The sequence below is a fragment of the Halochromatium sp. genome (assembly GCF_046541315.1).
Taxonomy (GTDB): Bacteria; Pseudomonadota; Gammaproteobacteria; order Chromatiales; family Chromatiaceae; genus Lamprobacter.
Genome location: NZ_JBKHDN010000089.1, coordinates 1 through 10,753 on the forward strand (window position 1 = coordinate 1; position 10,753 = coordinate 10,753).

Below are 10,753 nucleotides of genomic sequence, written 5' to 3' on the forward strand. Positions count from 1 at the left end.
GGAGTTCGAGGTCGTGTCCGAGGTGCCGGCCCCAGCGCCGGCGTCCACCTCAGCGCTCGACAGGCAGGCGCCGAACAAGGAAACGTCGCCCGAGCCGACATCGACAACGGCGCCAGCGTCCGCACCCACGCCGAGCACCGACACGCCGCCCTAGCATTAAGCCCTGGCCTAAGCAGGCGTTCATCAACAGCTTCCCGATTTGAGAACCAGGGTCCAGCGATCGTCGGGAAGCAGACAATGGGCAGCGACCAAAGGATCAGGCCTGATAGTAGTCCCGATACCAGTCGACGAAGCGACGGATGCCATCCTCGACGCTGGTCGCCGGACGATAGCCGAGTTCGTCGACGAGGTCGCTGACATCGGCGTAGGTGTCCGGCACATCGCCCGGCTGCAACGGCAGCAGTTCCTTCTCGGCGGTCTGACCCAGACACTGCTCAAGCGTCTCGATGTAGTGCATCAGCTCCACCGGGCGGTTGTTGCCGATGTTGTAGAGCCGATAGGGCGCGCGGCTGGTGGCCGAATCCGGCGCCGCGCCGCTCCAGTTCGGGTTCGGTTCGGGGATGCGATCGAGGACCCGGATCACGCCCTCGACGATGTCGTCGACATAGGTGAAATCGCGCCGGTGCTTGCCGTAATTGAAGACCTGGATCGGCTCGCCGGCGAGGATCGCGCGGGTGAACAGAAACAGCGCCATGTCCGGTCGGCCCCAAGGCCCGTAGACGGTGAAGAAGCGCAGGCCGGTGGTCGGCAGTTGGTAGAGTTCGCTGTAGGTGTGCGCCATCAGCTCATTGGCCTTCTTGCTCGCGGCATAGAGGCTGAGCGGGTGATCGACGTTGTCGTGCACCGAGAACGGCATCTTGGTGTTGGCGCCATAGACCGAGCTGCTGGAGGCATAGACCAGATGCTCGACGCCATTGTGGCGACAGCCTTCGAGGATGTGGCCGAAGCCGACCAGATTGGTGTCGATATAGGCGAGCGGGTTCTCGATCGAGTAGCGCACGCCGGCCTGGGCGGCGAGGTTGACCACGCGCTCGGGCTTGTGCTCGGCGAAGGCGCGCGCGATGCCGTCGCGGTCGGCGAGATCGAGGCGCAGATCGGTGAAGCCGGACTGGCCTTGCGTGCGCGCGAGGCGCGCCTGCTTGAGCCCGACATCGTAATAATCGTTCAGGTTGTCGATGCCGACGACCTCGTCGCCGCGCTCGAGTAGACGCAGGGAGAGCGCCGAGCCGATAAAGCCGGCGCTACCGGTGACCATCACCTTCATCTTGTCATGTCTCCAACGCTGTGCGCGATGTCCGCTGACCCTAGCGCCGGGGGCGCCAAGAGAGGTTGCCAGAAGAGGAGAGGGCGCCGCTATCAGCCCTGCTGCTTGCGCCAGGCGGTGGCCTCGTCCTCGCTCAGCGGACGCGCCTCGTCCTCGAGCATGATCGGGATGCCATCGCGGATCGGATAGGCGAGCCGTGCCGCGACCGCGACCAATTCCGCGTTGTCCTGATCATAGATCAGCGGTCCCTTGGTGACCGGACAGACGAGGATATCAAGGAGCTTCTTGTCCAACATGGTGTTCTCTCGGACGGAGTGGTTCTGGATTCAGTGCGAATGCTACCGCAGTGCGGCCGGTCGCGCCGAACAAAAAAAGCGGCCAGGACGAGCATGCACTCGTCCTGGCCGCCTTTTGACTCTGACCCCTCAGCTCGATGGAGCGCGAGGGGCGAGGCGCTCAGTGCTTACCAGCGACGACCGCCGCCCGCACCGCCGCCGCCACCGCCATTGCGTCCACGCTCGGCTCGCGGCTTGGCCTGGTTGACCCGAATCGGACGGCCCTTCATCGGCTGCTCATTGAGTGCCTTGATCGCTGCGTCTGCCTCGCTGTTGTTCGGCATTTCGACGAAGCCGAAGCCCTTCGATTCGCCCGTGAACTTGTCCATGATCAGGTTCGCGCTCTCGACTTCGCCATAAGCGCCGAAGGCCTCGCGAAGCTCATCCTGGGTCACGCTGTAGGCCAAATTGCCGACGTAAATATTCATCTGTCTCGTCTCTCTGGAAATGCACACCGTTGGAAGGTGGACCGCCGCCGACCAATGTGCCAATCAGGCGGCGATAGCGGTGGATGAGCCTGTCATCCCTCGGGTTTGATTTGATCATTCGGGAGAAAGCGAAAGGCGGGGTTGCGCGGCTCCGAGGCCCTTGGCTCGCGCATCGCGATCATCGATAGGCGCAGCATACACCCCACCGGAGATGGGTGAAAGCGAAATCTTCTTGGTTAATCGCTGTCCTTGGCGCCTGGACCGGTTTCGGTGCCGTTCTCGGTCTCGGTGCCGGTCTCGGGGCTGGCTGCGGGTGCGGGCTCGGGATCGGCCTTGCAGGCGGCGTCGAGGCCCTTGACGTGGCGTTCGGCCCGGGCGATGTCGAGGAACATCTTGATCTCACGCTCGCGTCGGTTGGCCGAGAGCGATTTCCCCTTCGCCGCTTCCCAGGCCACCTCGAGAGCCGGGTAAAGCGCCTCGGCGGCGGCGTTGTCGCCGCGATCGCGCAGGATGGCGGCCTTCAGCATCAGCCCGCGCTCCACATTATCGGCATTGCCGCGCTCGATGGCCTGCTCGACGAGCAACAGGGCTTGCTCATAGTTGCATTGGCTGAGGGCCATCAGCGCGAAGCGGTTCTCGGCCCCCATCGGGTCCTCCGAACAGCTGCCCAGCGTCAGCATGAGGGCGAGGGCGGGGAGTGCAAACCGGCGCGGCCGGCGATGGAGCGTCATTCGGGTCATAAACGGGCATCCTGGAACAGGTTGGGGAGAGGTGTTGGCCGCCTGCTGGCGGGCGTCAGGTCTCGGACTGGATGACGACGCGATTGCGGCCGCCGTGTTTCGCTTCGTAGAGCGCTTGATCGGCCCGAGCCAGCAGCGACTCCGGGGTATCGTGCGGCCTGATGCAGGTGGCGCCAATGCTGACCGTGAGCGTCATCGTGCGCGACTCGAAGTGCATCGGCGTCGCGGCGGTGCTGGCGCGGATGCGCTCGGCCATCTGCCTAGCGCCTTCCAGATCGGAGTCGAACAGGAGCGCGGCGAATTCTTCGCCGCCGAGCCGCGCGAACCCGTGATCCAGGCCGACAGCGCCAGGACCGCCAGCGAGGCCCAGAGCCAGCGCAGATCCGGCGGTGACTCGATCCAGGCGGCGAGCCAGCGGTTCTCGACCTCGCGTCGATCCTCGGCGGTGAGCGATTGCGCCATCGCGGCGAAGAACGGCAGCCACTCTGGGCGATCGCTGCGCACGCCAATGGCCAGCTCCCAGTACTCGTCGAAGCGGCCGGCGATCTTCAGTTCATGCAGCTGGTTCTGCTGGATCGCATAGGCCACGGTCGCAAGCGAATCGATCATGCCGTAGGCCTCACCGCGCCGAACCCGCTCCAGACCTTCACTGAGCGTCGCGACCTCGAGGAAACGGAGGCGCGGATAGCGGGTTCGGATCAACTCGGTGTAGGCGTAGCCCTGCACCGCCGCGAGTGTCTTGTCGGCCACCTCCCGCAATTGGTCGACCGCGGGCGCCTCGCTGCGCGTGACCAGCACAAAGGGGTAGGAGACATAGGGCTCGGTGAACAGCCAGTGTTGCCGGCGCTCTGGCGTTGCCATCGCCAAGGTCAGCACATCGCACTCGCGGCGCTTGGCCTTTTCCAGCGACGCCTGCCAGGAGTCGCTCGGCACGACCTCGGTGCGCAGCCCCGCGCGCTCCGTCATGCGCCGCCAGTAGTCGGCCGCCATGCCCTGATGCTGGCCTTGCTCATCGAGGTACTCGAACGGCGCCCAGGCCGGATCGACACAGAGGCGCACCGGCCGCTCCGCATCGGGCGCGGCATCGACGCCAAGCGGCGACAGGGCGATCGCGATCGACAGCAAACGTTCGGTGAATCCGGGCATAGACCTTATACGGGGGGATTGGAAGCGGAGCCGCTCTCCTCAACTGAACGGGCTGCTTGCAATCGGGAGGACAGGCTTGGGGCATCGGTCATGCCGTCAGCGTTCTCGACTTTGGCCATTTTGCTGAGCGGGATCCTGGCCGGTGAGCGGGTCAGTCGGCGGCGGCGCGGTTGGCAGCAGCGCGAGCTGGGCGGTCTCGTCCGATGTCGACCACAACGCGACCCGGTGCCGCTTATGCTCGCGCTGGCGTCGACCATTTTAGCCGTCTTAGGCGATTGACGGGAATGCTCGTCCCGCATTGCGCAGGATGTTCGTTGGCCTTCAAGGCGTCTGGTCGGGGGCCTCACCGGGCTCTGTGACCGGCGGTAGAAGTCAAACAGGCCCCTTGAAGCCAAGAAGCTGAGCCAGGGCCCGCGCATTGCTGCAACAGTCAGGATCGTGGCAACGGCCGACCGAAGGATCGCGCGTTCCAAGATGCTTGGCCTCCAGATTGCTTGACGATTGGCGGGCTAAACGACCCATGCCAATGCAGGTTTGGCCACAAGCCGCGCCATGGGCAGGAATCGCCCCTTGGCTGCGTCAGGTGGGGCAAATCAGCGACCGATGGTGGTTTTGAACCTGCGCTCAAAGAAACGACACTCATCCCGATGCTATGACGATCCATAACCAAGAGATTGCCGATCGGCTCGAGCGCGCGGCCGACCTGCTCGAGATCGGAGGCGGCAATGCCTACCGCGTGCGCGCCTATCGCCAAGCCGCCCAGACCGTCTCCGGACTGGCACAAAGCGTCGCCGATCGGGTCGAGAACGGCGACGATCTCACCGAGCTGCCCGACATCGGCGAGCGCATGGCCGAGAAGATCGCGACCATCGCCGAAACCGGCGAGCTGCCCCAGCTCGATGAGCTGGAGGAGACCCTGCCGGCCCAATTGAGCGAGCTGATGCACCTCTCGGGCCTCGGGCCAAAGCGGGTCAAGGCGCTGCATCAGGATCTCGGGATCGAGAATCTCGATGATCTCAAACAGGCCGTCGATCATCAGCGGGTGCGCCAGCTCGAGGGCTTTGGCCGCAAGACCGAGGAGACCATCGCCGAGCATCTGGCCCGGCGCCAGGGCCAGGAGGCGCGCACCCGCTTGATGGAGGCCGAGGAGGTCGCCGACACGCTCGCCAGGGATCTGGGCGCGATCGAAGGGGTCAAGCAGCTCGCGATCGCCGGCAGCTTCCGCCGCCGCAAGGAGACGGTCGGCGATCTCGACATCCTGGTCACCGCCGCTGAAGGATCAGCGGTGATGGCGCGGTTCACCGGCCATGAAGAGGTCCGCGAGATCGTCTCCCAGGGCGAGACCCGCTCGACGGTCGTGCTGCGCTCGGGCCTGCAGGTGGACCTGCGCCTGATGCCGGAGGCCGCCTACGGCGCCGCATTGCATTACTTCACCGGCTCCAAGGCCCACAACATCGCGGTCCGCCGGATGGGGGTGGAGCGCGGTCTCAAGATCAACGAGTACGGCGTCTTCCGCGACCACGAGCGCATCGCCGGGCGCACCGAAGAGGAGGTCTACGCCAGCGTCGATCTCCCCTATATCGAGCCCGTGCTGCGCGAGCACCGTGGCGAGATCGAGGCCGCGCAGCAGGGCCGGCTGCCGCAGCTGGTCGAACTCGAGGCCATCCGCGGCGATCTGCATTGCCATACCCGCGCTAGCGATGGTCACGAGAGCCTGCGCGCGATGGCCGAGGCCGCTGCCGAGCGCGGCTATGAGTATCTGGCGATCACCGATCACAGCCAGAGTGTGACGGTCGCGGGCGGTCTCGACGAGGCACGGCTGAGCGCGCAGATCGATCGCATCGAGCGCTTGAACGAGGCGCTCGACGGTCGGATCAGGGTGCTCAAGTCCACTGAGGTCGATATCCTGGCGGACGGCTCGCTCGACCTGCCGGATTCGATTCTGGAGCGACTCGATCTCTGCGTCTGCTCGATCCACTCTAGGTTCGACCTCTCCCGCGAGCAGCAGACCGAGCGCGTGCTGCGGGCGATGGACAACCCGAATTTCTCGATCCTTGGCCATCCGCGCGGACGCCTGATCGGTCAGCGCGAGGCCTATGATCTGGACCTGGAGCGCGTGCTTGAGGCGGCCGCTGAGCGGGGTTGTTTCCTCGAGGTCAACGCCCAACCCAAGCGCCTCGATCTCGGCGACGCCGATTGCCGCCTCGCCAAGGAGATGGGCGTCAAGGTCGCGATCTCGACCGATGCCCACAGCAGCGCCAATCTGGACTACATCCGCTTCGGCGTCGACCAGGCCCGGCGCGGCTGGCTGGAGGCCGATGACGTCATCAACACTCGCTCGCTCGAGCAGCTGCGCAAGCTGCTCGAGCGCGGATGAGTCAGTTTGCCGGGCGATCCAGCCTGGCTCCCGGACAGGACTCATCCTTGCGAGGCCTGTGCAGCAGGGGTCAATCGGCGAGGTGGTTGAGGTAACGGGCCACGGCTTTGAGCTGGAGTTCGCTTGCCGGTACCGCCTCCTCGTGCTGGTCGGTATTCAGGATCTGTTTCAGTTGCCGCGCGGTCCAATCGCGTTGCTCGGCGAGCGTGCTGAACGTCGGTCCCACCGGAGCGCCCCCTTCATCGGGAACCCGGTGGCAGGTGGTGCAGATCTCCTCGGCGATCTCTTCGCCTTCGTCGACACCTCCCTCGGCAGCCCAGAGCGGGGCGGCCCAGAGCGCGAGCACGACCGGCGCAATCAGGGTCATCGTTGAAGGCAGCGTCAAGATACGGCTAGATGTTGACATGACAGTCTTACCCATTGTGCTAGATCAGCCTCTCCGTTGAGCCCGCATCGCGATGCGATCGGCCCAAACCCGATGTGGCTCCGGCGAGCGCACTGAGATGGCCTCAATGCGACATCTTGCCTTCGCTACCGGCCTCGAACAGCCGTTGGTAGTCGGCTGGAAGCTGGTCGCGGACGTGTTCGATGGCACCGGGCGTCACCGCGTCCTGGAGGACATTGAGCACGGCCCGGGTATGGAAGACGCTGACCGGCAGGTCGACGCCCTCGCGCTCGCTGATGCGTTGCAGGAAGTCGTCCGAGGAGAAGGTCTCGGTCCGATCGCGATGGCTGTTCAGCATGAGCTTGAACTCGCCCGGCAGTTGCGCCCCGAGATTTTCGGGCTCGCCGCCCTGGAGGCGCTCACTGAGGGTCTCGAGTGTCGCTCGGGTGGCGCTGAGCGCCTCGTCGAGCGAACTCATCCGGGCCTGATGTTGGACCTGTCCGAGAAACTCTTGCAGCTGCATGACTCGAATCTCCATGGGTTGGGGATGGTCAGGATCGTTTGGCTTGGGTGGCGCCGCCGAGCTGAGCGCCTTCGATGCGACGCCTCCCTGCGCGCCATTCGGTTCCATGCGTCCATGAGGATTATGCAAAGGCCATGCCGGCAAAGGCCATGCCGTTCGCTCGGTGACGCGATCCCGACCGAGACCCAGGGCTCTTGAGCCGATTCCTGCTGGCTAGCGTGCCTCTGCTGTGCCAGCCTATGCTGGGTGATTGGAACCAGGCCTTGGTCCAAAGCAGCCACCTCGATGCCAGCGTTTGCAACGCGTCGCGGAGGTCCGGCGCGCGCCGGCACCGCTTCTGGAACTGGCTCCGAACTTGCTGTATCGCTAGGCAAAGCGCTAGGCAAAGCCGGAATAGCGAGATGACGAGGATCGCGACGCCCGCTTGTTCGATCTGGCGCCGGTCGGCTTCGCGGTCTTCGATTGGCGCGCCTCGGGCCTCGGCATGGGACTTCCCATCAGCCGCGACCTCGTCGAGGGCCATGGTGGCAAACGCTGGGCCGATCGCGGTGCGAGCAGCGGTGCCATGTTCCACTTCGTGCGGCCACTGGCGATGACTGGAGGAGACTGATGAATACGGATCAATGCGTCTTCATCGTCGATGACGACGAGGCGATGCGCGAATCGATGCAGATGTTGCTCGAGATGCTCGGCTATCGGGTCCAGGGATTCGCGAATGCCCAGTCGTTTCTCGCCTTCTGCTCGGACCAGGACCGCGGCTGCCTGGTGCTCGACATGCGCATGCCAGACATGAACGGTCTGGAGCTGCAGCAGGCCCTGCGTCAGCGCGGCTATGAGCTGCCGATCATCTTCCTGTCCGGATTCGGCGATGTGCCGACCACGGTGCGCGCGGTTCAGTCGGGCGCGGTCGACTTCCTCGAGAAGCCGGTGAGCAAGAGCAAGCTCACCGAGCGCATCGAGCGCGCCTTCGAGATCGACCGCCGACAGCGGGACGATGCGCGCGCGCTCGCGGCCGTGCGCGCGCGCTGCGCGAGCTTGACGCCACGCGAGCGACAGGTGATGAGATTCGCGACCCAAGGGCTGTCGAACAAGGACATCGCGCGCGAACTCGAGATCAGCCCGCGCACGGTCGAGACCCACCGGGCGAAGATGATGGAGAAGATGGAGGCCGATAGCATTGCGATGCTGTGCAACATGGTCGCCCTCTGTCCGCCCGGGGAGGAAGAGGCCACCGGCCTAGGTTGAGCGCCTCGGTCTACGGATCACTCCAGCCCGTCTTGCTCGTGCATCCATCGAGGCACATCCCGACTGCCATGGAGGACGCGCCAGACATCGATATGTTTTTCCCGTTCCTGATAGAAAATCAGGTAGGGATAGCGCTTGAGCGGCCATGACCGCAGACCCGGCAGCTCAAGCTCGTAGGCGTATCGCAGTGAGCCAATTGCAGGGTTCGAGCCGATCTGAGCATAGGCGGATTCCAGCGCATCCACGAACCCAAGCACAATGGCTCTCGGGCTGGTTTTCAGATAATGCTCGATGATCTCGTCGACATCCTGAATCGCGAGGCGCCGCGGTATGACCTCCTTCGTCGTCAATCGGCCTTACCTTGACGAACGCGCTCGCGCAATGCGTCGAAGTAGGTCGGATCAGCCACCGCTCCGGGTTCGGAAGTGGCCCCGTCGAGGAGAAGTCGACGCAGACGCTGCCGGTCTTGATCACGGCGGATCAAGTCGCGCACGTACTCACTGCTGGTACCGAATCGCCGATCAGCAACCTGCTCATCGACGTAGGTTTTCAGTGAGTCTGGGAGGGAGATGTTCATTGTGCTCATGTCGAGAAATTAGCGCCGATGGCAAAAGTTGGCAAGTCTCGATGGCGATCCTTCCGCGTGCGTTCTGTAGCGATCGTGAAGATCATGCAGGCGCTCGGGCTCAAAATGCAGTTGACCCCGGCGCCGGGATTGCATCCGAACGGCTGCTGTTGGCAAGCACTGTCAACGGCCAATAGGCATCCTCGGCGGTGCCGTCTTCCATATCAGCTCGATCTCGTCGGCGCTGAGTCCGTAGGCTTGGTTCACAAGCGCGGCGATGCGCTTCTCTGCCGCTTGGAGCTGGACCCTGCGGTTCCTTGCCGGCGCGGCATACTGTTCGTGGACTCCAGCAAGCTCTGCTAAGGCCTTCGGCGTCAAGCGCGCAACGCCCTTGGGCCGACGTTTGCGCACCTCCGCGGTGAAGTCGTCGGCGGTCAAGTCAGCGTAATTTGAGGCGAGTGGCGAGCAAGGAAGAAGCACTGTACAGGTCACGCAGAGGCGTCGGCCAGCCCTGCGGATAATGCGGAGGTGCCGATGACGACAAACCCGGAGGGGGCGCATCAATCCGCGCTTTGGTCTTCATCGGGCGCGAACAATGCATCAAGCCGCCTCACGCGGGGTGACCTCGCGTTCGATCGCCGCGCGCGAATCCAACTCCGTGCGGCGCAGATCAAAGCTGGATTGCAGATTGAGCCACGACTGCGCATCGCCACCGAAGTAGCGCGCCAGGCGCAGCGCCGTATCGGGCGAGATGGCGCGGCGCTCCTTGACGATCTCATGCAGTCGCGTCGCCGGCACGTGCAGCGCCACAGCCAGGGCGTTCACGCTCAGACCCAAGGGGGCGAGGAAGTCCTCGCGCAAGATCTCGCCCGGATGCACCGGGCGCATACCGTTGGTGGGTATCATGGCTGGATCTCCTTAGTGGTAGTCAACGATCTCGACATCGAACGCATCGCCGTCTCGCCAGACAAAGCACAGCCGCCACTGCTCGTTGATGCGGATGCTGTGCTGTCCCGCCCGGTCACCACTCAGCGCTTCCAGACGATTCCCGGGCGGGCTACGAAGGAAGTCGAGCGTTGTCGCCGCATGCAGTTGGGCGAGCTTGCGCTCCGCGACCCGCTGGAACCCGCGAAACGAGCGCGGTGACTGGCCGGCAAACAGCGTGGCGGTGGCCTTGCAGCGGAACGACTTAATCATGGCTCATGATATTACGCAGCGCGTAATACCTCAAGCGTACGCTTCTTTGAGCAGGGCGGGTGATGGGGGTCACGAGATGCTAGGCTTGTGGCTTGATCCCGAGGCGAGGTTCGAGTCGAGTGGCGACGGCGCGAGCTTGACGCCACGCGAGCGGCAGGTGATGAGGTTCGCGACCCAAGGGCTGTCGAACAAGGACATCGCGCGCGAACTCGAGATCAGCCCGCGCACGGTCGAGACCCACCGGGCGAAGATGATGGAGAAGATGGAGGCCGATAGCATTGCGATGCTGTGCAACATGGTCGCCCTCTGTCCGCCCGGGGAGGAAGAGGCCACCGGTCTGGGTTGAGCGCCTCGGGGTTGGTCACGCAGGCGGCGCTATCCTCTCGGTGCCGACCAGCCACGGCACTCGGACACCATTGCGCTCCGTATTCATACGGATTCACCGGCACCAAGGGGCGCCTTATCCTTTGCGCCATCGGGTCCGGTGACACCATGGGTGACCGAATCGGCCAGCTCAGCGCCGAAGTCACAGAAGAACAAAAACGGGG

At 64.3% G+C, this 10,753-nt stretch carries 16 protein-coding genes; 4 read left to right on the forward strand and 12 right to left on the reverse strand.

What is annotated here, in order from left to right:
- Positions 1-256 precede the first annotated feature (256 nt).
- The 6 genes from ACLFQI_RS07585 to ACLFQI_RS07610 all read right to left on the reverse strand — a co-directional run bounded on the left by ACLFQI_RS07585 (position 257) and on the right by ACLFQI_RS07610 (position 3,913).
- The gene (locus tag ACLFQI_RS07585; protein ID WP_410758308.1) at positions 257-1,264 is read right to left on the reverse strand and encodes an NAD-dependent epimerase; all 1,008 of its coding nucleotides are present in this window, start codon (positions 1,262-1,264) and stop codon (positions 257-259) included.
- 92 nt (positions 1,265-1,356) lie between these two features.
- Positions 1,357-1,557, reverse strand: a complete 201-nt coding sequence (locus ACLFQI_RS07590; RefSeq protein ID WP_410758320.1) for a Trm112 family protein — start codon at positions 1,555-1,557, stop codon at positions 1,357-1,359.
- A 170-nt stretch (positions 1,558-1,727) separates the two neighbouring features.
- Positions 1,728-2,027 (reverse strand): RNA recognition motif domain-containing protein, encoded by a 300-nt coding sequence (locus ACLFQI_RS07595; RefSeq protein WP_201246185.1) that lies wholly within the window; start codon positions 2,025-2,027, stop codon positions 1,728-1,730.
- A gap of 236 nt (positions 2,028-2,263) precedes the next feature.
- On the reverse strand, positions 2,264-2,767 hold the full coding sequence (locus ACLFQI_RS07600; protein WP_410758309.1) for a hypothetical protein: 504 nt from the start codon (positions 2,765-2,767) through the stop codon (positions 2,264-2,266).
- Positions 2,768-2,822: 55 nt separating this feature from the next.
- Positions 2,823-3,056, reverse strand: a complete 234-nt coding sequence (locus tag ACLFQI_RS07605; protein WP_410758321.1) for a GGDEF domain-containing protein — start codon at positions 3,054-3,056, stop codon at positions 2,823-2,825.
- Positions 2,960-3,913, reverse strand: coding sequence for a transporter substrate-binding domain-containing protein (locus ACLFQI_RS07610; RefSeq protein WP_410758310.1), 954 nt, complete (start codon positions 3,911-3,913; stop codon positions 2,960-2,962). The genes ACLFQI_RS07605 and ACLFQI_RS07610 overlap by 97 nt, the downstream gene beginning before the upstream one ends.
- 652 nt (positions 3,914-4,565) lie before the next feature.
- On the opposite strand from ACLFQI_RS07610, the gene polX reads away from it, so the two are divergent.
- Positions 4,566-6,290, forward strand: coding sequence for a DNA polymerase/3'-5' exonuclease PolX (polX, locus tag ACLFQI_RS07615; protein ID WP_410758311.1), 1,725 nt, complete (start codon positions 4,566-4,568; stop codon positions 6,288-6,290).
- Positions 6,291-6,360: 70 nt separating this feature from the next.
- On the opposite strand, the gene ACLFQI_RS07620 is transcribed toward polX, so the two are convergent.
- Both ACLFQI_RS07620 and ACLFQI_RS07625 read right to left on the reverse strand, forming a co-directional pair.
- Positions 6,361-6,657, reverse strand: a complete 297-nt coding sequence (locus ACLFQI_RS07620; RefSeq protein ID WP_410758312.1) for a c-type cytochrome — start codon at positions 6,655-6,657, stop codon at positions 6,361-6,363.
- A 142-nt stretch (positions 6,658-6,799) separates the two neighbouring features.
- On the reverse strand, positions 6,800-7,198 hold the full coding sequence (locus ACLFQI_RS07625) for a DUF2267 domain-containing protein (RefSeq protein ID WP_410758313.1): 399 nt from the start codon (positions 7,196-7,198) through the stop codon (positions 6,800-6,802).
- 424 nt (positions 7,199-7,622) lie between these two features.
- On the opposite strand from ACLFQI_RS07625, the gene ACLFQI_RS07630 reads away from it, so the two are divergent.
- On the forward strand, positions 7,623-7,808 hold the full coding sequence (locus ACLFQI_RS07630; protein WP_410758314.1) for a hypothetical protein: 186 nt from the start codon (positions 7,623-7,625) through the stop codon (positions 7,806-7,808).
- Positions 7,808-8,443 (forward strand): response regulator transcription factor, encoded by a 636-nt coding sequence (locus ACLFQI_RS07635; protein ID WP_410758315.1) that lies wholly within the window; start codon positions 7,808-7,810, stop codon positions 8,441-8,443. The genes ACLFQI_RS07630 and ACLFQI_RS07635 overlap by 1 nt, the downstream gene beginning before the upstream one ends.
- Before the next feature lie 17 nt (positions 8,444-8,460).
- Here the strand turns inward: ACLFQI_RS07635 and ACLFQI_RS07640 are convergent, their stop codons facing one another.
- The 4 genes from ACLFQI_RS07640 to ACLFQI_RS07655 all read right to left on the reverse strand — a co-directional run bounded on the left by ACLFQI_RS07640 (position 8,461) and on the right by ACLFQI_RS07655 (position 10,205).
- Positions 8,461-8,793 carry a type II toxin-antitoxin system RelE/ParE family toxin gene (locus ACLFQI_RS07640; RefSeq protein WP_410758316.1) on the reverse strand — a complete coding sequence of 111 codons (333 nt, stop codon included), beginning with the start codon at positions 8,791-8,793 and terminating at the stop codon, positions 8,461-8,463.
- Positions 8,790-9,020: a type II toxin-antitoxin system ParD family antitoxin gene (locus ACLFQI_RS07645; protein WP_410758317.1), complete on the reverse strand. Its 231-nt coding sequence runs from the start codon at positions 9,018-9,020 to the stop codon at positions 8,790-8,792. The genes ACLFQI_RS07640 and ACLFQI_RS07645 overlap by 4 nt, the downstream gene beginning before the upstream one ends.
- A gap of 588 nt (positions 9,021-9,608) precedes the next feature.
- Entirely contained in the window at positions 9,609-9,896 is a 288-nt protein-coding gene (locus ACLFQI_RS07650) for a HigA family addiction module antitoxin (RefSeq protein WP_410758322.1), read from the reverse strand.
- 30 nt (positions 9,897-9,926) lie between these two features.
- Positions 9,927-10,205: a type II toxin-antitoxin system RelE/ParE family toxin gene (locus tag ACLFQI_RS07655; RefSeq protein ID WP_410758318.1), complete on the reverse strand. Its 279-nt coding sequence runs from the start codon at positions 10,203-10,205 to the stop codon at positions 9,927-9,929.
- 85 nt (positions 10,206-10,290) lie between these two features.
- On the opposite strand from ACLFQI_RS07655, the gene ACLFQI_RS07660 reads away from it, so the two are divergent.
- Complete coding sequence (locus tag ACLFQI_RS07660) at positions 10,291-10,551, forward strand: response regulator transcription factor (RefSeq protein WP_410758319.1); 261 nt, start codon at positions 10,291-10,293, stop codon at positions 10,549-10,551.
- Positions 10,552-10,753 lie beyond the last annotated feature (202 nt).

Coding starts and splice junctions, on each gene's coding strand:
- ACLFQI_RS07585 (WP_410758308.1), bottom strand. CDS start 1,264: ATGAAGGTGATGGTCACCGGTAGCGCCGGCTTTATCGGCTCGGCGCTC.
- ACLFQI_RS07595 (WP_201246185.1), bottom strand. CDS start 2,027: ATGAATATTTACGTCGGCAATTTGGCCTACAGCGTGACCCAGGATGAG.
- ACLFQI_RS07600 (WP_410758309.1), bottom strand. CDS start 2,767: ATGACCCGAATGACGCTCCATCGCCGGCCGCGCCGGTTTGCACTCCCC.
- ACLFQI_RS07610 (WP_410758310.1), bottom strand. CDS start 3,913: ATGCCCGGATTCACCGAACGTTTGCTGTCGATCGCGATCGCCCTGTCG.
- polX (WP_410758311.1), top strand. CDS start 4,566: ATGACGATCCATAACCAAGAGATTGCCGATCGGCTCGAGCGCGCGGCC.
- ACLFQI_RS07620 (WP_410758312.1), bottom strand. CDS start 6,657: ATGACCCTGATTGCGCCGGTCGTGCTCGCGCTCTGGGCCGCCCCGCTC.
- ACLFQI_RS07625 (WP_410758313.1), bottom strand. CDS start 7,198: ATGCAGCTGCAAGAGTTTCTCGGACAGGTCCAACATCAGGCCCGGATG.
- ACLFQI_RS07635 (WP_410758315.1), top strand. CDS start 7,808: ATGAATACGGATCAATGCGTCTTCATCGTCGATGACGACGAGGCGATG.
- ACLFQI_RS07645 (WP_410758317.1), bottom strand. CDS start 9,020: ATGAACATCTCCCTCCCAGACTCACTGAAAACCTACGTCGATGAGCAG.
- ACLFQI_RS07650 (WP_410758322.1), bottom strand. CDS start 9,896: ATGCGCCCGGTGCATCCGGGCGAGATCTTGCGCGAGGACTTCCTCGCC.
- ACLFQI_RS07655 (WP_410758318.1), bottom strand. CDS start 10,205: ATGATTAAGTCGTTCCGCTGCAAGGCCACCGCCACGCTGTTTGCCGGC.